The following is a 24390-nucleotide window of genomic DNA, read 5'->3' as shown; positions in this document are numbered from 1 at the left end:
ACCAACCCCGGAACCCGATCCCCGCTGTCGGTGACCGGCGGCCGCCACCGGTATCGCTCGAAAGGCCCTGCAGTGTCCGAAGAATTCAATCCGTTCGCTTTCGAGGGTCTGACCTACGACGACGTGCTCCTGCTGCCCGGCCCGACGGATGTGATTCCGTCCGAGGCCGATACCAGCTCCCGCCTGACCCGCCGGATCACGGTCCAGACCCCGCTCCTCTCCGCCGCCATGGATACCGTGACGGAATCGCGGATGGCCATCGCCATGGCGCGCCAGGGCGGCCTGGGCGTCATCCACCGCAACCTGTCCATCCAGGACCAGGCCGAGCACGTGGACCGGGTCAAGCGCAGCGAGTCCGGCATGATCACCAACCCGGTGACCATCGCCCCGGACGCCACGCTGGCCGAACTGGACGAACTTTGCTACAACTACCGCGTGTCCGGACTGCCCGTGGTGGACTCCGAGGGCAAGCTGGTGGGCATCTGCACCAACCGCGACACCCGTTTCGTGCCCCGCGCCGACTATCCCACCACCAAGGTGCACGAGGTGATGACCTCCATGCCGCTGATCACGGGCAAGGTGGGCATCAGCCGCCCGGAAGTCATCGAACTGCTGGGCAAGAACCGGATTGAGAAACTCCCGCTGGTGGACGACGCCGGCATGCTGCAGGGCCTGATCACCGTCAAGGACTTCGACAAGGCGGAGCAGTACCCGCTGGCCACCAAGGACGACGACGGCCGGCTGCGCGTCGGCGCGGCTGTGGGCTTCTTCGGCGACGGCTACGAGCGCTCGATGACCATGATCGAGGCCGGCGTGGACGTCCTCGTGGTGGACACCGCCAACGGCCACAGCCAGGGCGTGCTGGACATGATCGCCCGGCTGAAGAAGGACCCGGCCGCGGCCCACGTGGACGTGATCGGCGGCCAGGCCGCCACCCGTGAGGGCGCGCAGGCACTGGTCGACGCCGGCGCCGACGCCATCAAGGTGGGCGTGGGCCCGGGCTCCATCTGCACCACCCGGGTGGTCGCCGGCGTTGGCGTACCGCAGATCACGGCGATCTACGAGTCGGCCAAGGCGGCCATCCCGGCGGGCATCCCGGTGATTGCCGACGGCGGCCTGCAGCACTCCGGCGACATCGGCAAGGCCCTGGTCGCCGGCGCGGACACGGTGATGCTCGGCTCGCTGCTGGCCGGCGCCGCGGAATCCCCGGGGGACCTGGTGTTCGTCAACGGCAAGCAGTTCAAGGCCTACCGCGGCATGGGCTCGCTGGGGGCCATGCAGACGCGCGGGAAGAACACCTCCTACTCCAAGGACCGCTACTTCCAGGCCGACGTGCCCGACGACGAGAAGCTGATCCCCGAGGGCATCGAAGGCCAGGTGCCCTACCGCGGCCCGCTCTCGGCCGTCGCGCACCAGCTGGTCGGCGGCCTGCGCCAGACCATGTTCTACACCGGTGCCCGCAACATCGCCGAGCTGAAGGCCAAGGGCAAGTTCGTGCGGATCACAGCGGCGGGGCTGAAGGAGTCCCACCCGCACGACATCATGATGACCGTGGAGGCACCGAACTACAAGCGGTAATCCCGCAGTCGTCGACGGCGCCGTTCCCCGCACCAGGGGAGCGGCGCCACTCGCGTTAACCAGCGGCAGGACCTTCGCCGGCGCCCCGCGACCAGCCCCGCGTATGGACGGGACAGCGCCTCGGCGCGTGGGCCCGGGCGTGCGCGCGGCCACCGACCGCGACGCGGGTGAGCCAACGGAGCCGGCGTCGGAAGATCAGGAGCGCGATGAGCACGAGGGCCGCGGTGTCAGGCCAGCGCGGCGCCGGCCAGTTGTCCGGCGCGGGCGGATACGCCCCATCGGCCAATCCGGCGGCCCGCTCGAAGTGGTTGCGCGAGGAGGGGAACAGTGCCCCGTCGATGATGTACGCCGCCGGAAATGCGAACGGGCCGGCGAGCAGATTGGCTACGGCCCACTGGTCAACATGCCGCGACTCGTGGAGGGCGAGGGCCTCGTCCCCGGTCCGGGTCTGGGAGATGTTCGGGCCGTAGCGGACATACTGGCCTTCATCGGCAATGCCATATCCGTTGACGCTCAGTGCACCGGCCGGGTCCACGGGCGGCATCCACGCAACGAACACGTCTCCGAGCATTGTTCCGCCGCCGCTGGTGCGCGGCGGGGGCCAGAACATGACCAACAGCGACGGTCCCGAGCACGCTTCCATATCAAGGCTGCGCCCGGTCAGGACCCCGACGCCGCTGATGGGGGCGACCAGAAAATTGCGGGTGATGCGCCACGGGGCCGGCGGTGAAATCTGCAGGCGCGGCTCGGGCTTGATCTGCCCGTCGGCAGTGATATGGCTGTGGCAAACGATCTGCGGGGAGAGCGCCTCCTGGACGCGGGCTCCGGCTCCGGCGACCAGGAGGGCCGCCACCACAAAGAGGGCGGTGCCGCGCACCCGCTGGTGGGAAGCGCAAACGGTGCACGATGCGGCTCTCCGCAACCGGCGCGCATGAAGGGAGGGCATGGACCAGACCAGCCCGGCGATGCCAAAACACAGGGTGGCCGCCAAGCCGCTCGCGAACGGTCGCATGCGCCCGACGGACCGCCGGAATCTTCCTCCCATGACTGACCACTTCCCGCTCCGGCTGCCTGCGGCCGGCCCGCGGCAACCGTCAAGAGAGAGGGCCTGCGGTGCGCTTGCCGGCCGTGCGGCAGGTCGAGCGTACCGCCTGCGCCGGGACGACGCCAGCAGTCCGAAGAGGAGAGCCGTGCAGCCGTCACGAGGGGTCCGCCCTGTCCGCCAGGCGCCGGCGAAAGTCCTCTCCCTGCCCGTTCCAAGGTGAAGCGTTCCAGTGGTGGGATAACCTAGAGCCGTGACTTACGAGATTGAAATTGGCCGTGGCAAGCGTGGGCGCCGAGCCTACTCCCTCGATGACGTGGCGATCGTCCCCTCGCGCCGGACGCGCGATCCCAAGGATGTCTCGGTCAGCTGGCAGATCGACGCCTACACGTTCGACGCGCCGGTCATCGCCGCGCCGATGGACTCGGTCATGTCGCCGGCCACCGCCATCGCGCTGGGCAAGCTCGGCGGCCTGGGCGTCCTCAATCTCGAGGGCCTGTGGACCCGGTACGAGGATCCGCTGCCGGTGCTGGACGAGATCGCCGCGCTGGGCACGGAGAACTTCAGCCCGGCCGCGACCAAGCGGATGCAGGAGCTCTACTCCGCCCCCGTGCAGCCGGAACTGATCACCTCCCGGCTGGCCGAAATCCGGGAAGCCGGGGTGACCGTGGCCGGCTCGCTGACGCCGCAGCGCACCCAGGAGTTCTACAAGACCGTGGTCGCCGCCGGCGTGGACATCTTCGTGATCCGCGGCACCACCGTCTCCGCCGAACACGTCTCCAAGACGCAGGAACCGCTGAACCTCAAGCAGTTCATCTACGAGCTGGACACGCCGGTGATCGTCGGCGGCGCCGCCGGCTACACCCCGGCGCTGCACCTGATGCGCACCGGCGCGGCCGGCGTGCTGGTGGGCTTCGGCGGGGGAGCGACGACGACCACGCGCCGGGCGCTGGGCATCCACGCCCCGATGGCCTCGGCGATCTCCGATGTGGCGGCCGCGCGCCGGGACTACATGGACGAATCGGGCGGCCGCTACGTGCACGTGATCGCCGACGGCGGCGTGGGCTTCAGCGGCGACATCGTCAAGGCCATCGCCATGGGGGCGGACGCCGTGATGCTCGGTTCCGCCCTGGCCCGGGCGGAGGAAGCGCCGGGCCGCGGCTGGCACTGGGGCCAGGAGGCCCACCACGACGAACTGCCCCGGGGCGACCGCGTGAACGTGGGAACCGTCGGACCGCTGGAGCGGGTGCTGCACGGCCCGTCCAACCACACCGACGGAACCTCCAACCTGGTCGGTGCGCTGCGCCGGTCGATGGCGACCACCGGGTACTCGGACCTGAAAGAGTTCCAGCGCTGCGAAGTGGTGCTGGCGCCGATCCAGGCCCGCGACTGATCCGACCATGCTGGGAGGCTGATAGGCGATGACCACCGGAGCCCTGAGTCCCGAGAGCCGCGAGCAGGCGCTGGCCGCGCTGCGCGCCACACAGGAGCGCGGGGCCGAGCTGGACGTGCTGATCGTCGGCGGCGGGGTGGTGGGCGCCGGGGCCGCCCTGGACGCGGTCACGCGCGGGCTGGACGTGGGCATCGTGGAGGCCCGGGACTGGGCCTCGGGCACGTCGTCGCGGTCTTCCAAGCTGATCCACGGCGGGCTGCGGTACCTGGAGATGCTGGATTTCGCTCTGGTCCGCGAGGCGCTGCAGGAACGGGGACTGCTGTTGGAGCGGATCGCGCCGCACCTGGTGCGCCCGGTGCCGTTCCTGTACCCGCTGACCAGGCGGTACGTGGAGCGGCCCTACGTCGGCGCCGGCGTGGCCTTGTACGATGCCCTGGCCATCGCCTCCGGGCGCGGCCGCGGCGTCCCCTTCCACAAACACCTCTCCCGGCGGGGGACCCTTCGGGCGGCACCCAGCCTGAAAAAGGACGCCATGGTGGGGTCCATCCGCTACTACGACGCGCAGGTGGACGACGCCCGGCTGGTGGTCAACCTTGTCCGCACCGCGGCGGCGTTCGGGGCGCACGCGGCCAACCGGCTGGCGGTGGTCGACTTCCTGCGCGAGGGCGAACGCGTGGTCGGCGCCCGGGTGCGGAACCAGGAGGACGGCAGCGAGTTCAACATCCGGGCCAAGCAGGTGGTCAACGCCACCGGCGTGTGGACGGACGAGACCCAGGCCATGGTGACCGAACGCGGCCAGCTGAGCGTCCGTTCTTCCAAGGGAATCCACCTGGTGGTGCCGCGGGACCGGTTCCAGTCCACGGTGGGCCTGATCCTGCGCACCGAGAAGTCGGTGCTGTTCGTGATTCCATGGGGGCGGCACTGGATCATCGGCACCACCGATACCGACTGGAATCTGGACAAGGCCCACCCGGCGGCCTCGTCCAAGGACATCGACTACCTGCTGGAACACGTCAACCGGGTCCTCCAGCGCCCGCTCACCCGGGAGGACGTCGAGGGTGTCTACGCCGGGCTCCGGCCGTTGCTGGCGGGCGAGAACGATTCCACCGCCAAGCTCTCGCGCGAACACGTGGTGGCGCACCCGGTCCCCGGGCTCGTGGTGGTGGCCGGCGGCAAGTACACCACGTACCGCGTGATGGCCAAGGACGCGGTGGACGAGGCGGCCCGGGCCCTCGACGAGCGCGTCCCGCCAAGCTGCACCGACACCATCCCGCTGCTCGGCGCCTCCGGTTTCAAGGCGGCCTGGAACAGGCGCAGCCGCATGGCGGACCGCACGGGCATCCACGTTGCCCGGGTGGAACACCTGCTCAACCGGTACGGAGCCATGGCCGGCGACGTGCTGGACATCATCACCGAACGGCCGGAGCTGGCCGAACCGCTGCCCGGCGCCGACGACTACCTGGCGGCCGAGGTGGTCTATGCGACCACGCACGAGGGAGCCCGGCACATCCACGACGTGCTTACCCGCCGGACCCGGATCTCCATCGAGGCCTGGGACCGCGGCGTCTCCGCCGCCCCGGTCGTCGCCCGGCTGATGGCGCCCCTCCTCGACTGGAGCGAAGGACAGGTGGAACGCGAGGTGAAGCACTACCTGGCCCGGGTCGAAGCCGAACGGCTCAGCCAGGAGCAGCCCGACGACGTCACGGCCGACAGCGCCCGGATGGGCGTCGACGACATCGTTCCGCTGGCCTGAGGGCACCGGGCAGGATTCGTTTTCTACATGGTTGCGAAGTACCTTTAATGGGTGCTCAAGACTGCCCTGAAACCCCGCTGGATAGCGGCCCTGGTGCTTGCGCTGGCGCTGTCCACGGTGTTCGTGCTGCTGAGCCAGTGGCAGTTTTCCACGTCGCAGAGCGAACCGCCCCCGCCCCCGGGCGAGACCGAAACGGTCAAGCCGCTCACCGACGTCTTTGAACCGGGCATCCCGATGACCGCCGCCACCGCGGACCAGATGGTCACCTTCGACGGCAGCTTCGTCCAGGGCGGGCAGGTGCTGGTCCGGAACCGCCTGCAGGACGGCGAAGAAGGCCTCTGGGTGGTCGACCCGTTCACCGTGGACGGCGTGGAGCAGTTTGGCGAAGACGTGGTCATCCCCGTGGTGCGCGGCTGGGTCGAGGAACCGGCGGATGCCGTTCCCGCCCCGGACGGTGAGGCCACCGTCGTCGGGCGGCTGCTGCCCACGGAAGCCCCGCTGCCCGGAAGCCTGCCCGCCGGCCAGGTGGCTTCGCTGTCGGCGGCCGAGCTGATCAACCGCTGGAACGCGCCCGGCTACTCCGGCTTCGTGGTCGGGACCGGCTTCACCGTGGGCGGCACGGACCTTGGCACCGCGACCGAGGGGACCTCGATGCAGCCGGTGGTTGTCGGACCGCAGCCGCAGGAAGCGCCGGTCAACTGGATGAACGTCTTCTACGCGGTGGAATGGGTCGTGTTCGCCGGATTCGCAATCTTCCTCTGGTGGCGGCTGGTGGCCGACGACTACCGCCGCGACCTGGAGGCGGCCGAAGACGCGGCCGAAGCGGCCCGCCATGCAGCCGGATCCGGGCGGGGGAGCGCGGCGGGCCCCGCCGGCACCCGCCAGGGCGGCGATGCCGCCGCCGACCAGACCACACCCAGCTCACCCCACACAACGAGGTAGTCCACGTGACCGAAAACGCCCCCGACCGTTCCGCCGCGACCCAGCGTCCGGCCAAACGCCGCTTCGGCGGAACCCACGCCCAGATCCGCTCCGCCCTGACCTTCTACAAGGTCACCTCCTACATCACCGGCATCATGCTGCTGCTGCTCTGCGTGGAGATGGTGCTGCGGTACGGCTTCAACCTGTTCCTGTTCGCCGGGGCCACCAACACCCTGACGGGCGAGACCTTCGCGCTGGGCCTGGCGCAGGCCGAACCGTCCGTGATCGACGGCCTGAACCTGTCCATCGCGGTGCTGATAGCGCACGGCTGGCTGTACGTGCTGTACCTGATTGCCGACTTCCGGCTCTGGTCGCTGATGCGCTGGCCGTTCAGCAAGTTCGTGCTGATCGCCCTGGGCGGCGTCATCCCGTTCCTGTCCATCATCCTGGAACGCAAGGTGCACCGCGAGGTGGAAGAAGAACTGGCCGCCCACCCCGAAGCCGCCAAGCGCTACTGACCGGAGCCGGGCGTGCGCTACCTCACGCAGCGGGGCCGGACGCCGGAGTGCGAGGCGCCGGACCCGGCGACTATCCTGTAAGGGTGACTACTCCTCCCCCCGCCACTACGGACCACCGGCCCGTCCTCGTCGTCGACTACGGGGCCCAGTACGCGCAGCTGATCGCCCGCCGCGTGCGCGAGGCCAACGTGTATTCCGAGATCGTTCCGCACACCTACACCACCGAACAGCTGATGGCCAAGAACCCGGTGGCCATCATCCTCTCCGGCGGGCCCTCCAGCGTTTACGCCGAAGGAGCGCCGAGGATCGGCGCGGACCTGTTCGAAGCCGGCGTCCCGGTGTTCGGCATCTGTTACGGCTTCCAGGCCATGGCGAACGCCTTGGGCGGCAAGGTAGCCAGGACCGGGCTGCGCGAGTACGGTGCCACGGACGCCACCGCGGTGGGGGAGGGCCGGTCCATCCTGGCCGGGGTGCCCCCCGTCCAGAACACCTGGATGAGCCACGGCGACTCGGTGCAGGAGGCACCCGCAGGCTTCGACGTGCTGGCCAGCACGGCCGGCGCCCCGGTGGCCGCCTTCGCGAACGACGAGAAGAAGCTGTACGGCGTGCAATGGCACCCCGAGGTCAAGCACTCGGCCCACGGCCAGCGCGTGTTGGAGAACTTCCTGTTCCGTGGTGCCGGGCTCGAGCCCAACTGGACCACCGGCAACATCGTGGAGGAGCAGGTGGAGCGCATTCGCGCCCAGATCGGCGACTCCCGCGTGATCTGCGGGCTGTCCGGCGGCGTGGACTCCGCCGTCGCCGCGGCCCTGGTGCAGCGCGCGGTCGGCGACCAGCTGACCTGTGTCTTTGTGGACCACGGACTGTTGCGCGAGGGCGAAGCCGAGCAGGTGGAGCGTGACTTTGTCGCGGCCACGGGCGTGAAGCTGTACGTAGCCAACGAACAGCAGCGCTTCCTGTCCGCGCTGGCCGGTGTCACCGACCCGGAGACCAAGCGCAAGATCATCGGCCGCGAGTTCATCCGCGCCTTTGAAGCCGCCGAAAAGGCCGTGCTGGCCGAGGCGGCCGCCGAGGGGGAGTCGGTGAAGTTCCTGGTGCAGGGCACGCTCTACCCGGACGTGGTCGAGTCCGGCGGCGGCGAGGGCGCCGCGAACATTAAGAGCCACCACAACGTGGGCGGGCTGCCCGAGGACCTGCAGTTCGAGCTGGTGGAACCGCTGCGGACGCTGTTCAAGGACGAGGTCCGCGCGGTCGGCGCCCAACTGGGCCTGCCGGCCGAAATCGTCGGACGCCAGCCCTTCCCCGGCCCGGGACTTGGCATCCGGATCATCGGCGAAGTCACCCAGGAGCGGCTGGACCTGCTGCGCAAGGCGGACGCGATCGCGCGAGCCGAACTGACCGCTGCGGGCCTGGACCAGGAAGTCTGGCAGATGCCGGTGGTCCTGCTCGCCGACGTGCGCAGCGTGGGCGTCCAGGGCGACGGCCGAACCTACGGACACCCGATCGTGCTTCGTCCGGTCTCCTCCGAGGACGCGATGACCGCAGACTGGTCGCGGCTGCCCTACGACCTGCTGGCCAAAATCTCCAACCGCATCACCAACGAAGTGGACGGCGTCAACCGCGTGGTGCTCGACGTGACGAGCAAACCGCCGGGAACCATCGAGTGGGAGTAGCCACAACGGGCGACCGCCGCCCGCCCGCAGCGCGGCTGCGGGTGAACTGCGAGGCAATTTCGCCGAGCAGTGTTGCGGTCGCCCGTTTGGCGTTTAAAGTCCGATACCTTGTTTGACATGCCGTTGTGGTCCAGGCAAGTCGCCGAGAGTGAAGTAAAGGGGGCAGCCGTGTCGCTGGCCAGCGTAGCTGAGGCTGCTGAAGACGTTGTGGCATCGTGGCTGGAAAACCTGGGCGATCTCGCCGGGTCGGACACCCTGCTGCGGTTCGCCCCGACGTCGTCGAACAGCATTGACCTGACGCATGCCCACCCTTCCGGCCTGGCGCAGTTGCTGGCCGGCCGCCGCACCCGTCTTTCCACCCTGCTGCGCGAGCCGAACCAGTACGCCGCGGCCATGCGTACCGCCCGCAGCCTGCGCGCCAAAATCTACGAACTGGGTTCGGACCGCGGTATCGACGTCGGGTATCTGGCCGCCGGAACGGCCTCCTGGCGGGTTCCCGACATCGGCCGGTCGGAGTCCCTGAATGCCCCGGTGATGCTGATCCCGGTGGCGCTGACCGTCCGCCCCAGCCAGGACGACTTCGAACTGCAGTTGACCGACCGCGCCCGGCTGAACCCGGCGCTCGTCCGCCACCTCTCCGCGGAGCAGGGGATCGGTATCGACGCCGAGGCGACCGCCCGGCTGGCCTACAGCACCGCCCGCCTGGATCCGCACCCGGTGCTGGAACGGCTGCGCCTGCTCACCGCCGGCGTGCGGAACATGACCATCGAACACCATTTGCTGGTGTCGACCTTCGCGGACCTGGAAGCAGTCACCGACCCGGTCCTGCTCGATGCCGGGCACCCGGTGATCCGCGCGCTGGCCGAAGCCGGAGCCGGATCCCAGGCCGGTCCCCGTCCCCGGGCCGGCCGGAACGCCGTGCCCGTGCCGGAGGTGGAACTGCCGCCGATCGACGAACGCGATCCGCAGGATGAGTTCCTGCTGCTCGACGCAGACGCCGCGCAGCAACGGGTGCTGGACCTGGTCCAGGCGGGGCATTCGCTGGTGGTTTCCGCGCCGCCGGGCACCGGACAAACCCAGACTGCACTCAACGCTGCGGCCGCCCTGGCCTACGAGGGCAAGAGCGTGCTGGTGGTCGCGGAACGCCGGGGCACGCTGGTCGAATTCACACAGCAGTTGGAAACCGTGGATTTGGGGTCGCTGGCCCTGCAGTTGAGCGCGGACCTGACGCCGGAGCAGCTGCGTCGGGCGATGATCCGCGCGATCAGCCGCAACGAGAAGGCGCAGGAGCCGCAGCTGCAGAAGCTGCACACCACCCTCACCGAGCACCGGCACAAGCTGATGGAGCATGTGAAGTCGCTGCACAATGTGCGCAGTCGCTGGCGCTGTTCCCCCTACCAGGCGATGCAGTCGCTGGCCAAGCTCACCTCGCTCGATCCGGCTCCGGCGACCACCGTGCGGCTGAAGCGGTCGGTGCTGGACAACATCACCGACCGGGCGGAGCTGGCGGCACGGCTGGTCCGGGCTGCCGAGTTGGGCAGCTTCAGCAAGTCCGCGACCACCAGCCCGTGGTTCGGTGCCAAGCTGCTTAACCGCAAGGAGACCGAAGACGCCCACCAGCTGGCCGCCGACCTGGCCAAGGACGTCCCGCGGCTGCGCGAACGGATGAACAAGGTCGCCGAACACTCGCAGATCGCCCTCGCCGGGACGTTCCGCGAGTGGGGGGAGCAGCTCCAGCTGCTGGTGGAGGTCCGCGGCAGCCTCGACAAGTTCACCCCGGACATCTTCGACCGGCCGGTCACGGATCTGATTTCCGCGACCGCGCCGAGTTCCTGGCGGCGTGACCGCGGAATCGAAATGAGTTCGATGACGCGTTCCCGGCTGCGCAAGGTGGCCAAGGAATACATCCGCCCGGGCGTGCACATCTCCGACCTGCATGAGTCCCTCTTCGAGGTGCAGCAGCAGCGGACAAAGTGGGCCGACTACGCAACGTCGCAGCGGCATCCGGCGGTGCCCTCCGGGTTGGCGGACCTGAACGGCTTTTACCGGGAGGTGGCGCAGCGCCTCGAGAAACTGGCCGCCCTGCTGGCACCGGTGCCCGAAGACCGGGCCCTCGCGGCCCTGCCCGACGGCGAACTCCAGGAACAGCTGGACGCCCTGGCAGCGGACCGCGAAACGCTGGTGAACCTGCCCGAACGTACGCTGCTGCTGGAGCAGATGCGCGAACACGGGCTGACCGAACTGCTGGACGACCTGGCCACACGCGAAGTCGGTGCGGGCGAGGTCAGCGCTGAACTGGACCTGGCGTGGTGGCAGTCGGCACTCGAAGCGATGATCAGCGGCGACGACTACCTGGCCATGTCGGACGGCGACAATCTCCGCAAGCTCGAGGCGGTCTACCGGCTCGCGGACAACGCGCACATCGCGTCCGGGCCCGCCCGGCTGCGCTGGGAACTGGCACAGAACTGGCGGCATTCGCTCAAGAGCAAGCCCAAGGCCGCGCAGCGGTTGCGCGACCTGCTCAAGGCCGGCGAACCCACCCTGGCCGCGTTGGGACAGCAGTCGGAGTCGCTGGTTTCGGCGCTGTTGCCGATCTGGACTGCCTCCCCGCTGGTGCTGCCGCTCCTGCTCCCGGAAGGCAAGCACTTCGATGCCGTCATCATCCTCGACGCCGAGGCCACAAGCCTGCCGTCGGCGCTGACCGCGGTCTCACGGGCGCATCAGGTGGTGGCGTTCGGCGACGGCGAGTTGGGCCGCGCCGAGCCTTTCGAAGTCAACGTGGACCGGCGGAATGACCCCGTCACCGGCGAAGCACCGCAACCGTTGGCCAGCTGCTTCCACGCGCTCTCCGAGGTGCTGCCGGTGGTGGCGCTGACCACCGCCTACCGTGCCGTCGACCTCGACCTGACCCGCTCGCTGAGTGAGAAGTTCTACGGCGGATCGCTGTCCCGCCTGCCCGGCGCCAGCTCCATCCGCGGGGGCGGCCTGGAAGTGGAATATCTGCCCGACGGTACCGGGATGCCCGGCGCCGGACACGAAGGCGTGGAGAGCGTCCCGGCCGAACTCAACCGGGTGGTGGACCTTGTCTTCGAGCACATCAGCCTTCGGCCGTCGCGGTCGCTGGCGGTGGTGACGGCCAGCGCCAGGCACGCCGCCCGCGTGGCGGAGGCCATCCGGCTGCAGATGCCCAATTATCCTGCGGCGGCGGACTTCTTCAACCGCCGGCAGGAGCCCTTCCGCGTGGTTCCCGTCGAACGCGCGTCCGGATTGGTCCGCGACGATGTGATCTTCTCGCTCGGCTTTGGCCGGACGCCGCACGGGCGGGCGGTCCACGACTTCGGACCCCTGTCGGCGCCGCACGGGCGGTCGCTCTTCGCGACCGCGGTCACCCGTTCCCGGCAGTCGCTGCACGTCCTCAGCTGCTTCCGCCCGGAGGATCTGGACCCCGAGCGGCTGCGGCATGGGGCCGCCGACTTCCATGACCTGCTGGACCGCCACCTCGGCGACGGCCGGTTCGCGGCGCCCGAACTGTCTCCCGGGATCGACGACCCGCTGGTCGCGGACCTCGTGGAACGCATCCGCACCCGCGGCGCGCGCGTTTGGGACCACTATTACGGGGTCATCGACATCGCCGCCAGCACCGGAACGGTGCAGTATTCGCCGGATGTTGAACCGGCCCTGCCCGTGGCCCTGGAGTCTGACGGCAGCCCGCAGTACCAGGAGCTGACGGTGCGGGAGCGCAGCCGGCTGCGCCCGCAACAGCTCGAGCGGCTGGGCTGGCGGCCGCTGACGCTGTGGACCATCGAGGTGTTCACGGATCCGGAGAAATGCGCAGACCTGATCGGAGGCTACTTGGGACTGCAGAAGCCGGAAGAACCGGCAGACAAGGACGACCGTCCCGCCAGCGCACGGGGACCGAAGCCGGCGGCGGAGCAGACCCCGCGGGCGGAGGAGTCCCCGCACTCCGCGCACTCCGCAGGCTCGGCGGACGAGGCCGGCGAGGCCGGCGACGACCGGTTGCGGCCGCGCCGGGCCAGGCGGAACCAGTCGCCGACGCTGCCGACCAAGGCAGCGGAGGACGACCCCCGTGCGTGGGGCGACCGGGACGAGGACCGGGACGCCTGGCTGCGGGAGCAGCGACCGCCGCACTGGGGCTAGGCCGGGAGCCGGTCCGCGGGCCGGCCGGTCCTGGGCAGTCATCAGCCGACCAACACGAGGAAGACGTTGCCCCGGCTGGAGGCGCCGGCCAGCGCGGTTGCGTCGGACGGTGCCGCCGCCACCACCACGAGCCCGTCGGGCTCGCCCGCGCCGAGCAAGCCGGCCGCGGCAGCGCCGTCGTCGGCCTTCCACAGCACCGGAACGGCCCGAGCCAGGACCGTAGTTTCGGCAGGCTCTTCGAACCCGTTGCCGCTACTGAGCACGATGTCCACCAACTGGCCGGGCGACACCAACTGGACGGTGGAGGGGTCCGCGGGGCGCACGGGCACGGCCACCGTCTCCGGCGGCGCCCCGGTCAACAGGCCGGGACCGACGATCGAGGTGTCCACGACAGGAGAGCCGGCGCGCAGCGCCGTCGCCAGCCGCTGGCCCACCACCAGGGCCGGACTGTCGGCAGTTCCCTCGGGTACGGAACCGGCCGGCAGCTCGCCCAGCACCACATCGTCGGCGGACAGGTGGGCGCCGGCCGGGAGGTCGGACGCGGCGACCACCACGGAGTAGGTGGGGCTCGGCACAGGGGTCAGCTGCTGCACCACCAGCGCCGCGGCCGCACAGAGCAGCAGGGCGGCCAGCAGCCGGTAATGCCGGCGCAGCAGGCGGCGCGGCGACAGTGCAGGGCGGGCGGATCGGGACGCGGCAGCAACGGGCATGCGGCCACGCTAGAAGCATCCGGCCCGCACGGGTCAGCGGGGCGGGCCCGCCTGTGGATCAGCGCCGCCGCCGCTTCGCGGTGTAGGAGCGGCCGCGGCGTCCGAGGCGGCTAGCTGGCTGCTGCCGCCGGAGCCGGGGCGGCGGCAGGCTTGGAGGCTTCGGCCGCGGCGGGCTTCGCCGCCTCGGAAGAGGCGGTTGACCCGGTGCCGGCGGATCCCGAGGCGGCGGCGGGAACGGAGCCTGCCGAGGAAGAGTCGCGCGAATCGGTGCGGTAGAAGCCCGAGCCCTTGAAGACGACCCCGACGCTGTTGAACTTCTTGCGCAGGTTGCCGCCGCACTCGGGGCAGACCGTCAGCGATTCATCGCTGAAGGACTGCTGGATGTCGAAGGCATGGGCGCAGTCTTTGCAGGCGTAGGCGTACGTGGGCACAGTAATTCCTCCTGAAAAAAACTTGGCAGGAGCAGGAAGCGCCCGGCCAGGCGTTGGCACTCACCCGCTCAGAGTGCCAATTCTACACCGTCCGGCGGGGGAACCACGTCCAGCCGTCGGGCGACACGGCGCCGTCCAGCGGAGCGTCGAGCGCCGTGGACTCGAAGGCTCCCGCGGCCACCACCTCGTCGGCGTAGAAAACCCCGACAAACCTCGGGCGGTCTTTGCCGTCGCCAAGCGACGCCAGGAACCGGTCGTAATAACCGCCGCCCTGGCCCATCCGGTTGCCCTCGGAGTCGACGGCCAGCCCGGGCACGAGCACCAGCGGCAGGCCGGCCATGATTTCCGCTCCAAAACGTTCTCCGACCGGCTCGTCGATCCAGGCCCGGGGACTGCGGACCAGCTCCACACCGCTGAACCAGCGTGCCCACCTGAGCCGGTAGTCCGGTTCGCAGATCGGGACCACCACCTGGTAGCCGGCCTCCTCAAGGGCCGGCAGCAGCATGCGCGTGGACGGTTCGGAACCGACGGACAGGTAGGCCGGCACGATGGTTCCGGCCGGGACGTTCAGCCGCCGAAGACCGTCCAGCACCTGGTGCGCCAGGGCGGTCCCGGCCTTGATCTGCTCTTCCTCGGGGCGGGCCCGGCGGCGTGCCCGGAAGAATGCGCGGGCGGTTTCCTTGTCCATGCCGGTTTGCATCTCCATGGCCGACATCGTAGTTGCTTCCCCCCGGATCGGCTTGCTTCGCACCTTCGTTCGGTAGTCTGAACCCATGACGTCTCATCGCACGGTACGCAAAGCTGTCATCCCGGCCGCTGGTTTGGGAACCCGTTTCCTGCCCGCCACCAAGGCCATGCCCAAGGAAATGCTCCCCGTGGTGGACAAGCCGGCCATCCAGTACGTGGTCGAGGAAGCCGTGCGCGCTGACTTGAGCGACGTCCTGGTCATCACCGGCCGCAACAAGCGCCCGCTGGAAGACCACTTCGACCGCGTGCCCAACCTCGAGCAGATCCTGGAGGAGAAAGGCGATCTGGAGAAGCTCGCCGCCGTACAGGCAGCCTCGGAACTGGCGGACATCCACTACCTGCGCCAGGGGGATCCGCTGGGCCTCGGCCACGCAGTCCTGCGGGCCCGCCAGCACGTGGGCGACGAACCGTTCGCCGTGCTGCTCGGCGACGACCTTATCGACGAACACGACGACCTGCTGACCCAGATGATCGCGGTCCAGCAGCAGACCGGCGGCTCCGTGGTCGCCCTGATGGAAGTGGACCCCGCCCAGATCAGCGCCTACGGCTGCGCGGACGTTACCGCGATGGGCGACGGCGGCTACGTGCGGATCAACGAACTGGTGGAGAAGCCATCGCCGGACGAGGCCCCGTCCAATCTGGCGGTCATCGGCCGCTACGTCCTGCACCCGTCCGTCTTCGACGTGCTGGAGGACACCAAGCCCGGCCGCGGCGGCGAAATCCAGTTGACCGACGCGCTCGAAGCCCTGGCCGGCCGCGAAGGCGAAGGCGGCGGCGTCTACGGCGTGGTCTTTTCCGGGCGCCGGTACGACACCGGCGACAAGCTCAGCTATCTCAAGGCCGTCGTGACCATCGCCTCCGAACGTGAAGACATCGGGACGGAACTGCGGACCTGGCTGAAGAGTTTCATTGACGGCTCGGGCGACTGAGCCCCGCCACGACCGCTAAGAACTTCACATGGGGTACGGACCGGCAATCTGGCCAGCGACGCTGGCATGCGGGAACTTGTCGCTGCGCCCGATCCGGTACCGGGACCGGAGCGAGTGGACGGCCGTGCGGCGCCGCAACGCGCGCTGGCTGGAACCGTGGGAGGCCACGAACCCGGCCCCGGACGGGTATCTGCCCTCGTTCTCGGAGATGGTCCGCTCGCTCAAGCACCAGGCACGACTTGCCACGGCCCTGCCCTGGATCATCACCGAACTGCAGGAGGGGAGGCCCCGGCCGGCGCTGGTCGGGCAGCTTACTGTCTCCAGCATCGTCTGGGGCTCTGCAATGTCGGCCACTTTGGGGTACTGGGTGGATGAGGCGCGTGCCGGCCGCGGGATAGCGCCCACGGCGGTGGCCATGGCGACCGACCATTGCTTCCAAACGCTCGGGCTCCACCGGATGGAGATCAACATCAGGCCGGAGAACCGCGCCAGCCTGCGCGTCGTGGAGAAGCTCGGCTTTCGAGACGAAGGACTGCGTCCGCGGTACCTGCATATCAACGGGGCCTGGGCAGACCACCGCAGCTTCGCGCTCACTGCCGAGGAGGTTCCCGGCGGCCTGCTGGACCGCTGGCTGGAGCACGGCGACGTCGGATGGACACCTTAGCCGGGCCGGCACCTAAGCCGCCCCGACGCCGCAGCAGGGCCCGCACCAAAGTCGGCCCGACACCATAAGGCAGCGCCGCACGGAATCGTTATCCGACACACCGTGATGAATGCCGCGTACGGCATGCTTGAGCTTCTACGGTTTTGAGAGTGGACATTCAGAGCTCTGTGATCTTGGCGGTCATCGTCGGGCTGTGGTTTGTCTGGGTAGGACCGTACGTGCTCCGCGGAGCATTCCGTCCCGCGCTGGCTGAACCGGCGCCGGGACACGCAGCACCACTAGTTTCAGTACCCGCAACCGCCTCGGGCGGCAACCAGGGGATCATCATGGAATACAACGCCCAGCCGGCACCCTCGACAGCGTCGCCCGTGCCCCCGCCCGCCCGGCAGCCCGAGTTCCGCATCCGCTACGGCCGGACCGCGCTGGCACTTGCCGGGGCCTCCGCCCTGTTGGTGTTCGTCGTCGGCGGCGCCCTGGCGCTGGCCGGCGCAGTTTCGGGCCGCGTGCCGGGCTTCGCGCTGCTGGCGGTGGCCGCCGTCGTCGTTATCCTGCGCTCCCTGGCGGTCCGCGACCGCAGCAAGCGCGCCGCCGCACGCGCCCGGCAGGCCTCTCGCGCGGCATCGGCATCGCAGCCGGCGGGAGCCGCGAAGAATCCCCGGAAGCCCACCGAACTGTTTGACGGGGCCGCGGGGGACACCGGGGCCGCGCAGCAGGCCGCCCAGCCCGGTCCGGCGCCGCTGACGGCCGCCGAGCTCCGCGAGGAAGCCTTGAAGGTCGCCGCCGACGCCGGCGACACCGCCGCGCCGGGTCAGCCGTCCGGCACTCCCTGGCAGCCGGTCGACGTGCCCAAACCGACGTATGTCGCGGCGGCCAAGGCCACCCGCCCGGCTCCCGCGCCGCTGCCGGTCCCCGAGGTCAAGAAGCCGCAGACCAAGACATCGATCAAGCAGACCGCCGCGCAGCGGACCGACGAGGCCGCCGCCCGGACATCAGAGAAGACTGCCGCCACGCAGCAGCCGGCGGACGGCGCCTCGGCCGCCGAGGCATCCGCCCAGCAGTCGGCCGCGAACCGGCTTAATCTGGACGACGTCCTGCAGCGCCGGCGGGCCTGACCCGAGGCGCCCGGCAGGTTGGCTGCGGCCCGTCCACACCCGGACGGGCCGCAGCCTTGTCCGGTCCCCGGTTCCGAGCGTTCCGGGCCGCAATGGTGTGCAATGGAGACATGGACGCAGCGAACGTTGACCTGATGGCCACCGAGACCGCCGGCATCGACGTGTTGGAAAGTCCCGGCATGCGCGAAGCGCTGGAACTCGCCGTCGGCACCGTCGGCGGGACGGTCCGGTCCTGGCAGTTGGCGAAGCTGCAGCACCGGCCCGGGGCCGGCGCGACCGGGATCTACACCGTGCGGCTCCGCGGGCACGACGGCGGCGAGCGGACCGAGTACGTCTGCGTCACCACGGCGCCGGTGCCCGACTGCGGGCTTCCGCTGGTACGCCTGGACGGCGGGCCCGTCCCGCTGACCGCCTGGCTGTATCCGTCCGACCCGGTGCTGGTCGGACTGCCCGCGGCGTGCGACCCGGCTGCGGTGGGCCGCAGCGTTTTCGGCGGGGGAGAAGCCGACCTGAAAATGGTCAGCTACCGGCCGCTGCGGCGGGCCGTGCTGGAAGCCGTCCAGGACGGACACCGGGTCTTTTTGAAGGTGGTCCGTCCGGACCGGGCGGCGCAGCTGATGCTCCGGCACCGGCTGCTGACCGACGCCGGGCTGCCGGCCCCGATTGCCTCCGCCGGACCGGCCGACGGCGTGGTGGTGCTCACGGAGGCGAAGGGGGTGCCGCTGGCCCAGGCTTTGATGGACGACGGCGCCGCCAGCCTGGCGCCCGAAACCCTCCTGGCGCTGCTGGATGAGCTCCCGGCCGGTGTGCTGGAACTCTCGCGTCGCCCGGCCTGGGCCGACCGCGCAGCCGACTACGCCAAGGCAGCGGCGGCCGTGCTCCCCGACGAGCAGGACCGGGTGTTTAACCTGGCCGATCGGGTGGAACAGCTGCTGGCGGCCACCGACGCCGGCCCGCTGGTCCCGACGCACGGCGACTTTTACGAGGCGAACCTGCTGGTGGACGGCGGGAAGATTACCGGACTCATGGACGTGGACTCGCTGGGGCCGGGCCATCTGGTGGACGACCTGGCCTGTTTCCTCGGGCACCTGGCCGTGCTGCCCGCCGTGCACCCGGGGTACGTGCATGTCCCGGCGGCGCTGGAACGTTTCGCTGCCGCTTTCGACACCGTGGTGGACCCGGCGGCCCTGCGCGGCCGGGCCGCCGGCGTGGCGCTGTCGCTGGTGGCCGGGGCGAAGACCCCCGGGGAGGGTGACGGGTGGCAGCAGGACGCCCGGCAACGGCTTGCCATCGCCGAGGACCTGGCCGCCGGCGCGGCCTGACCGGACCCTTCACTCAGGCGTCGGCGACGAGGCGGTAGCCCATGCCGCGCACGGTGGCGAACTTCTCCGCCCCGAGCTTGTTGCGCAGGTAGCGGACGTACACGTCCACCACGTTGGAGCCGGGGTCGAAGTCGTATCCCCAGACCCGCGAGAGCAGCTGCTCGCGGCTGAGCACCTGGCCCGGATTCCGCAGGAAGGCCTCGGCGAGGGCGAACTCCCGGGCGGAGAGATCCACCTCCCGGCCGCCGACGCTGGCCCGCCGGGTCCGCAGGTCCAGGCTCAGCGTGCCGCTGCCGAGGACGGCCAGGTCGGCCGGCTGCGCCTCGGAGCGCAGGCGCAGCCGCACCCGGGCCAGCAGCTCCTCGAACCGGAACGGCTTGGACATGTAGTCGTTCGCGCCGTTCTCCAGCCCGGCAACGGTGTCGTCCACCGAGCTGCGGGCGGTGAGGATGATCACCGGGATGTCGTTGCGGCCCTCGCGCAGGCGGCGCAGCACGGTGAAGCCGTCCTGGTCCGGCAGTCCCAGGTCGAGGATGGCCAGCTCGAAGTCCCCGGTCATGGCCAGGTGGTAGCCCTCCCGCCCGGTGCCGGCGACCGTGGGCACGTAGCCGGCGGCCTTCAGGCCCTTGGCGATGAAGGAACTGATCCTGTCCTCGTCCTCAATGATCAGAATCTGACTCACGCGCTCTCCTCCTTGTCTGCGCCCGCCTCCGGGCCGCTGAGCACGACGGTGAAAGTGGATCCGGCGCCCGGGGCCGAGGCCAGTTCGACGCTGCCGCCGTGCGCCGCGGCGATGGCGCTGACGATGGTCAACCCCAGTCCCGAGCCTTCCGCCCGCGTCCCGTTGCTGCCCCGTGCGAAACGGTCGAAAATCCTGCCCTGATCCTCCGGGAGGATGCCCGTTCCCTCGTCCCTGACCCACAGCCGCAGCTCATTGCCGCGCACGGCCGAACCGATCGCCACCGTGGACCCGGGCTCGGAGAATTTCACGGCGTTGGCCACCAACTGCAGCCAGGCCTGGGTAATCCGCCGCCCGTCGAGCGGCCAGCGGGTTTCGGCCCGTGCATCGACGGTCCAGCGCTTGGCGCCCAGCGGCCGGGCCTTGTCCAGCACGTCGTCGGTCAGCTGCCCCACCTCGACGTCGGACGGGTTCACGAAGCCGGGACGTTCCGCCTTGGCCAGCAGGACCAGGTCGTCGACGAGCAGCCGCATCCGGTCCAGCTCGTCCAAGGCGATGCCGCGCACCGACTCGACGTCCGCCGGGTCACGCGGGTCCTGCAGTTCCAGGTGGCCCTGCAGGATGGTGATCGGGGTCCGCAGCTCGTGCCCGACGTCATCCAGCAGCTGCCGCTGCGCTGTCATGGACGCCTCCAAGCGGTCCAGCATGTCGTTAAAGGTGCGGGAGAGTTCGGAGATGTCGTCGTTGCCGCCCACCGGGATGCGCTGGGTCAGGTCCGCGTCGGTGATCCGTTGTGCCGTTTCGCGCACCAGCCGGATGGGTGCCAGCAGCCGGCCGGCCACCTGCCAGCCGACGACGCCGATCAGTACCAGCGAACCGAACCCGATCAGTGCGTAGGTCAGGAAGATATCGTCAAGTTGCTGCAGCTCGGCGTCGTAATCGTAGGCCAGCACGAACGTGCTGTGGGCCGGGTCGGAGGAGAGCTGCACCGGCACGGCGACCACCCGGTACGTCGTGGTCGACGTCTCCATAGTGCTGAGCACCACCCGGTCGGACGCAGTGGCGTCCGGGCCCAGCAGGGCTACGAGTTCGGCATCCCGCTCGAGCCGGAGCCGCACGGACGGGCTCGCCGTGTATGTCACCTTCCCGTCGACGAGGCCGAGCATGCCTTCGTTCGCGGAGGGAAGCGTCCGCTCCATCGCCAAAAAGACCAACCGGCTGGCCTGCGTGAAGGGTTCGCCCGTGTCCGGGTCGATGCCTGTCTCCGCCAGAGTCTTGAACTCGCTCACGCTGCGCTGGAGCGAGTCGTCCACCCGCTGGATGATATGGGACCGCTGCAGCGCGAACGCCACCGAGCCGGCCACCAGCAGGCCCAGGGCCGAAAGGGCGAGCACGGCGGCCAGCACCCGGACGCGGACGGACGGCCCGCCCGACGGCCTACGCACGGCCGCCGCGCGGGCTGCCGCCGCCACGCGGAGCGCCGCCGCGGTGCCGGACGGCGTGGGGGTGTGGGGACAGGGGGACGGACTCAGTCATCGTCCCCGCCATCGTCGTCCCAGTCGTCCGTGTCATCGTCGTCGTAGTCCTGTGGCGGCGCCGGCTGGACCGGAACCGGTCCCTTGCCTTCCTGCGGGCGGGTCGGAGCGGCCGGGGACGAGGGGGCGGTGGGCGTGGGCGTGGGGGACGGCTGCTCGCTGCCGGCCGGAGCAGGGTCGCCGGCAGGGGACGGCGGCCCGGACTGCGTGACGGTGATGGACGGGCCCAGGTCGGTGGGCCCGGGCTCGCGCAGGGTCGCAGCAAGTGCCGCGCCTCCGGCGCCCAGCCCGAGCAGCACGGCCAGCGCCACCAGGACGGTGCGGATGGCTGTACGGGGCATGACACCAGTATCCACGGCGCAGATGAGACCAAGATGAGAACCCTGCCCCGCGGCCCAACCCCGCGGCGCAACGGGCCGCGTCCGCCGTCGGTCAGTCGGGGCTGTCGGCCGCGGCGTCCGCGGCACGGCGGGCAATGTCCGCCTCGACGGTCCGGCCCAGGGCGTCCAGCGCCGAGGCCAGCCCCAGCTGCGCCGCGACGCGGAGTGTGCGGCTGACGTCGGGCTCCTGCAGCACCAGCTTGAACATCGGCACGGCGTCGTCGGCCCGCCCCATCTCGGCCAGCACATGGGCCGCGAAGAGTTCGGCGTTGCCGGCCGAGGCTGCGTCGTCGGCAGCGGAGTAGAGGTCCGCCGCCTGCAGCGCCGCCGAGACCGCCCCGGTGCCGTCCTCCAGCGCCCACAGCCCCCTCGCCCGCGTGTCGCTGTAGTCCGCCTCGTACCACCGGGCCCCGTAGAGGTGCGCCAGCCGGATTGCCTCGTCCAAGACAGTGAGCCCGTCCGGGTCGCCGGCCTCGCACAGGGCATGTCCGAGGGCATGCAGGGCCTGCGGCAGCGCGGCGTCGTCGTCCTCGGCCTTGCGGGCCGCGGCCACCGCCGCCTCGAAGCAGACCAGCGCGTCCGTGTCGCGGTCCTCGCGGGAGAGCAGCGTGCCGGTCGCCAGCAGGCCGCGGGCCGCCTCGCCGAACTCGCCGCCGTGGCTGAATTCGGCCACCGCCCGGCGCCAGCAGTCCAGGGCGTCGGCGGTCCGGCCGGCGTGCCGGTGGGCGTGGCCCAGGCTCATCAGCGCCCGCGCCACCTGCGCATGGGGCGCCTTGGTGTGTTCCAGCCGCGCCAGCAGCTTGGACAGCACCTCGCCCGCCAGTTCGTACTCTTCGGCCTCCAGCAGCTGGTTTCCCAGCGCCAGGCGCAGCGTGAGCTCTTCCTGGACCTCGCCGCGTTCGGCCTGGGCGACCGCCGCCTGCCAGGCCAGCACCGAGTCCTCATAGTCGCCGATGCCGGCACAGAGCCGGGCCAGCACGACGGCGGCACTGATGGCACCCTTGCGGACCCCGGCAGCCGCATACAGTTCCAGCGCCGTCAGCGCTTCCTCCAGCCCGGCCGCGCCGTCGCCGCCGGCGGCATTGGCCTTCAAGAGCCACATGCTGGCGGTGGTGGCGCGGTTGCCGGGCAATGCCAGCATGCGGTCGGCAACTGCGGTGGCCCGTTCCGGCTGGTCGGCCTGCAGGTAGGTGTTGGCCAGGTACATCAGCGCGCCGGACAAGCTGTCCGTCCGGCCGGAATGCTCGTAGCCGGCCACCGCGTCTTCCAGCAGCGCGATCGCCTGCTTCGCTTCCCCGCGCTGGGAACGGACGACGGCGATGGCCAGCTGGACGTCCGCCGTCACCGATCCCGGGGCACGGGCCTCCAGCAGGCGGTCAAGTTCTGCCTCCAGGAGCGGGAGGTCGTCGTCGCCGGCTTCGCGGAACAACGCCGTTCCCAGCCGCTCACCGGCCGCGGCCTCGGCTTCCAGCCCATGGCTGCGGAGCAAGGCGATGCGGGCGTAGAGATATTCCCGGGCCTGCTTCTCTTCGCCTGCCAGCTGGGCGAGCGCAATCAGCACCGAGTACAAGCCCAGCCGGACGTCGAGTTCGGTGTCCGAGGACCGGGCGAGTCCGGCCTGCGCCAGGGCACGGGCGCCCGCGTGGTTCTCGGCATAGGCTGCCTCGTAAGCGCGGTCCAGGCAGTCCCTGGCTGACGACGGGAACCGTGCCGGGTCGGGGCCGGCGCTCTCCAGCACGGCGCGCAGGCGGTCGGCGATCAGCCCGCGCGGCACCGTTGCGGCGGATTCAGGCACGGCCGCCCCGCCTCCGCAGCGCTGTGCCGTGGAACCCAGCTGGCGCGTTCCCCATGGTCTTAGTTCTAGCCGCGAACAGGGGTGGGCGCAATGCCCCGGCGCTCCCCGAACGGGCGCGCCGGAACCTCGCCTACAGACCGTCGGTCGGCACGACAAATCGCAAAGGAAGCATTGCAAAGAAATGCTTGCAAAGCTTTGTTTGCACCGCTACGCATGGTGCCCATGGAGCAGCAGAGAGAGCAGGAAAGCGACCCCGGACGCGGCGGCTACGGCGACGAACGCCACGTAGACGTGGTCGCGCTGAAGGCCCTCGCGCATCCGCTCCGGGTGCAGCTGCTCAACGCGCTGTCCCAGTACGGCCCGCAAACAGCCAGCAGGCTGGCGGAACGGCTGGGGGAGTCCAGCGGCGCCACCAGCTATCACCTGCGCCAGCTGGCCAGGCACGATTTCGTCCGGGAGGTCGAAGGCCGCGGCACGGCCCGCGAACGCTGGTGGCGACGCACTCCCGGCAGCCTGACCATCAGCGCCGGCGATCTGTCCGGCACTCCGGCCACCCGGGAGGCGGCCCGCCTGGTCACCCGTGAATTCGAGCGCAGCCGCGCCGACCTGCTGGCCGACTTCATGACCCGCGGCGCCGACCTGTTGCCGCAGGAATGGCTGGAGGCGTCGGTGGCCAGCACCATCAACGTCCGCCTGACCCGTGAACAGCTGGCTGACATCGCCGAACAGGCAGCCGCCTTTGTGCGGAAACTGGCCGAACCCTACCTGGAGCAAAATGCCGAGGGCGCGGAGGACGTCCGCCCGGTTCAGCTCCACGTCAATGCCTTTCCCATCATCGACTCCCGGTCGGACCGGCCGGCACATCACCTGTGAGAGCCCATCATGACAACTGTCCCCACCCAGCCGTACCGCCCGCCGTCGTCAGCCCTCGCCGGCATCCGGACACCGGTCTTGGAGTCGCTGCTGATCCGCGCCGGACGCGCACTGGTGCGGGCCGGGGAGCGGCGGGCGCGGCTGAAAGCGCAGCGCCTGCGGCCCGGCCCGTGGGCC

The 24390-nt window shown here is 70.3% G+C and carries 20 protein-coding genes; 12 read left to right on the top strand and 8 right to left on the bottom strand.

Annotated elements, in window-relative coordinates; all coding sequences use genetic code 11:
• Window positions 1-72 precede the first annotated feature (72 nt).
• Window positions 73-1578, top strand: coding sequence for an IMP dehydrogenase (gene guaB, locus AC5RUH_RS08610; RefSeq protein WP_494000392.1), 1506 nt, complete (start codon window positions 73-75; stop codon window positions 1576-1578).
• 55 nt (window positions 1579-1633) lie between these two features.
• Here the strand turns inward: guaB and AC5RUH_RS08605 are convergent, their stop codons facing one another.
• The gene (locus AC5RUH_RS08605; RefSeq protein ID WP_494128352.1) at window positions 1634-2455 is read right to left on the bottom strand and encodes a hypothetical protein; all 822 of its coding nucleotides are present in this window, start codon (window positions 2453-2455) and stop codon (window positions 1634-1636) included.
• Between the two features lie 418 nt (window positions 2456-2873).
• Here AC5RUH_RS08605 and AC5RUH_RS08600 point away from each other — a divergent pair, with 418 nt between their 5' ends.
• The 6 genes from AC5RUH_RS08600 (at window position 2874) to AC5RUH_RS08575 (ending at window position 13036) form a co-directional block, all read left to right on the top strand.
• Window positions 2874-4013, top strand: coding sequence for a GuaB3 family IMP dehydrogenase-related protein (locus AC5RUH_RS08600; protein WP_494000390.1), 1140 nt, complete (start codon window positions 2874-2876; stop codon window positions 4011-4013).
• A 28-nt stretch (window positions 4014-4041) separates the two neighbouring features.
• Window positions 4042-5766: a glycerol-3-phosphate dehydrogenase/oxidase gene (locus AC5RUH_RS08595; protein WP_494000389.1), complete on the top strand. Its 1725-nt coding sequence runs from the start codon at window positions 4042-4044 to the stop codon at window positions 5764-5766.
• 51 nt (window positions 5767-5817) lie between these two features.
• On the top strand, window positions 5818-6708 hold the full coding sequence (locus AC5RUH_RS08590) for an SURF1 family protein (RefSeq protein ID WP_494128351.1): 891 nt from the start codon (window positions 5818-5820) through the stop codon (window positions 6706-6708).
• 5 nt (window positions 6709-6713) lie between these two features.
• The gene (locus AC5RUH_RS08585; protein ID WP_494012646.1) at window positions 6714-7205 is read left to right on the top strand and encodes a DUF3817 domain-containing protein; all 492 of its coding nucleotides are present in this window, start codon (window positions 6714-6716) and stop codon (window positions 7203-7205) included.
• An 83-nt stretch (window positions 7206-7288) separates the two neighbouring features.
• Complete coding sequence (gene guaA / locus AC5RUH_RS08580) at window positions 7289-8878, top strand: glutamine-hydrolyzing GMP synthase (protein WP_494101697.1); 1590 nt, start codon at window positions 7289-7291, stop codon at window positions 8876-8878.
• A 117-nt stretch (window positions 8879-8995) separates the two neighbouring features.
• Complete coding sequence (locus AC5RUH_RS08575; RefSeq protein WP_494128374.1) at window positions 8996-13036, top strand: DUF4011 domain-containing protein; 4041 nt, start codon at window positions 8996-8998, stop codon at window positions 13034-13036.
• Between the two features lie 41 nt (window positions 13037-13077).
• Here the strand turns inward: AC5RUH_RS08575 and cpaB are convergent, their stop codons facing one another.
• From cpaB to AC5RUH_RS08560, 3 genes are all read right to left on the bottom strand, one after another.
• Window positions 13078-13746, bottom strand: a complete 669-nt coding sequence (cpaB, locus tag AC5RUH_RS08570; RefSeq protein WP_494128350.1) for a Flp pilus assembly protein CpaB — start codon at window positions 13744-13746, stop codon at window positions 13078-13080.
• 110 nt (window positions 13747-13856) lie between these two features.
• On the bottom strand, window positions 13857-14177 hold the full coding sequence (locus tag AC5RUH_RS08565; RefSeq protein ID WP_494000384.1) for an FmdB family zinc ribbon protein: 321 nt from the start codon (window positions 14175-14177) through the stop codon (window positions 13857-13859).
• 82 nt (window positions 14178-14259) lie between these two features.
• Window positions 14260-14883: a 5-formyltetrahydrofolate cyclo-ligase gene (locus tag AC5RUH_RS08560; protein ID WP_494128349.1), complete on the bottom strand. Its 624-nt coding sequence runs from the start codon at window positions 14881-14883 to the stop codon at window positions 14260-14262.
• Window positions 14884-14950: 67 nt separating this feature from the next.
• Here AC5RUH_RS08560 and galU point away from each other — a divergent pair, with 67 nt between their 5' ends.
• From galU to AC5RUH_RS08540, 4 genes are all read left to right on the top strand, one after another.
• Window positions 14951-15853, top strand: a complete 903-nt coding sequence (gene galU, locus AC5RUH_RS08555) for a UTP--glucose-1-phosphate uridylyltransferase GalU (RefSeq protein ID WP_494128348.1) — start codon at window positions 14951-14953, stop codon at window positions 15851-15853.
• A gap of 28 nt (window positions 15854-15881) precedes the next feature.
• A complete protein-coding gene (locus tag AC5RUH_RS08550; protein WP_494128347.1) occupies window positions 15882-16517 on the top strand; it encodes a GNAT family N-acetyltransferase in 636 nt (211 codons plus the stop codon).
• 149 nt (window positions 16518-16666) lie between these two features.
• Window positions 16667-17629 (top strand): hypothetical protein, encoded by a 963-nt coding sequence (locus AC5RUH_RS08545; protein ID WP_494128346.1) that lies wholly within the window; start codon window positions 16667-16669, stop codon window positions 17627-17629.
• Between the two features lie 110 nt (window positions 17630-17739).
• Complete coding sequence (locus AC5RUH_RS08540; RefSeq protein WP_494128345.1) at window positions 17740-18951, top strand: phosphotransferase; 1212 nt, start codon at window positions 17740-17742, stop codon at window positions 18949-18951.
• A gap of 13 nt (window positions 18952-18964) precedes the next feature.
• On the opposite strand, the gene AC5RUH_RS08535 is transcribed toward AC5RUH_RS08540, so the two are convergent.
• The 4 genes from AC5RUH_RS08535 to AC5RUH_RS08520 all read right to left on the bottom strand — a co-directional run bounded on the left by AC5RUH_RS08535 (window position 18965) and on the right by AC5RUH_RS08520 (window position 23340).
• On the bottom strand, window positions 18965-19633 hold the full coding sequence (locus tag AC5RUH_RS08535; RefSeq protein ID WP_494128344.1) for a response regulator transcription factor: 669 nt from the start codon (window positions 19631-19633) through the stop codon (window positions 18965-18967).
• Window positions 19630-21102, bottom strand: coding sequence for a sensor histidine kinase (locus tag AC5RUH_RS08530; RefSeq protein ID WP_494128343.1), 1473 nt, complete (start codon window positions 21100-21102; stop codon window positions 19630-19632). Before AC5RUH_RS08530 ends, AC5RUH_RS08535 begins: the two co-directional genes overlap by 4 nt.
• Window positions 21103-21158: 56 nt before the next feature.
• Complete coding sequence (locus AC5RUH_RS08525) at window positions 21159-21506, bottom strand: hypothetical protein (RefSeq protein WP_494128342.1); 348 nt, start codon at window positions 21504-21506, stop codon at window positions 21159-21161.
• 91 nt (window positions 21507-21597) lie between these two features.
• Window positions 21598-23340 (bottom strand): hypothetical protein, encoded by a 1743-nt coding sequence (locus AC5RUH_RS08520; protein WP_494128341.1) that lies wholly within the window; start codon window positions 23338-23340, stop codon window positions 21598-21600.
• Between the two features lie 222 nt (window positions 23341-23562).
• Here AC5RUH_RS08520 and AC5RUH_RS08515 point away from each other — a divergent pair, with 222 nt between their 5' ends.
• Window positions 23563-24213 carry an ArsR/SmtB family transcription factor gene (locus AC5RUH_RS08515; protein WP_494128340.1) on the top strand — a complete coding sequence of 217 codons (651 nt, stop codon included), beginning with the start codon at window positions 23563-23565 and terminating at the stop codon, window positions 24211-24213.
• Window positions 24214-24390: the final 177 nt, after the last annotated feature.

Source organism: Arthrobacter sp. Y3223166, assembly GCF_059090935.1.
Note: the sequence above shows the minus strand (reverse complement) of the source record. Positions and strands in the feature narration are given on the sequence as shown.

Bases quoted from the DNA above. Each gene is read 5' to 3' on its own strand.
- AC5RUH_RS08550 (WP_494128347.1), top strand. From the start codon at position 15,882: ATGGGGTACGGACCGGCAATCTGGCCAGCGACGCTGGCATGCGGGAAC.
- galU (WP_494128348.1), top strand. From the start codon at position 14,951: ATGACGTCTCATCGCACGGTACGCAAAGCTGTCATCCCGGCCGCTGGT.
- AC5RUH_RS08575 (WP_494128374.1), top strand. From the start codon at position 8,996: ATGCCGTTGTGGTCCAGGCAAGTCGCCGAGAGTGAAGTAAAGGGGGCA.
- AC5RUH_RS08560 (WP_494128349.1), bottom strand. From the start codon at position 14,883: ATGGAGATGCAAACCGGCATGGACAAGGAAACCGCCCGCGCATTCTTC.
- AC5RUH_RS08525 (WP_494128342.1), bottom strand. From the start codon at position 21,506: ATGCCCCGTACAGCCATCCGCACCGTCCTGGTGGCGCTGGCCGTGCTG.
- cpaB (WP_494128350.1), bottom strand. From the start codon at position 13,746: ATGCCCGTTGCTGCCGCGTCCCGATCCGCCCGCCCTGCACTGTCGCCG.
- AC5RUH_RS08540 (WP_494128345.1), top strand. From the start codon at position 17,740: ATGGACGCAGCGAACGTTGACCTGATGGCCACCGAGACCGCCGGCATC.
- AC5RUH_RS08595 (WP_494000389.1), top strand. From the start codon at position 4,042: ATGACCACCGGAGCCCTGAGTCCCGAGAGCCGCGAGCAGGCGCTGGCC.
- AC5RUH_RS08515 (WP_494128340.1), top strand. From the start codon at position 23,563: ATGGAGCAGCAGAGAGAGCAGGAAAGCGACCCCGGACGCGGCGGCTAC.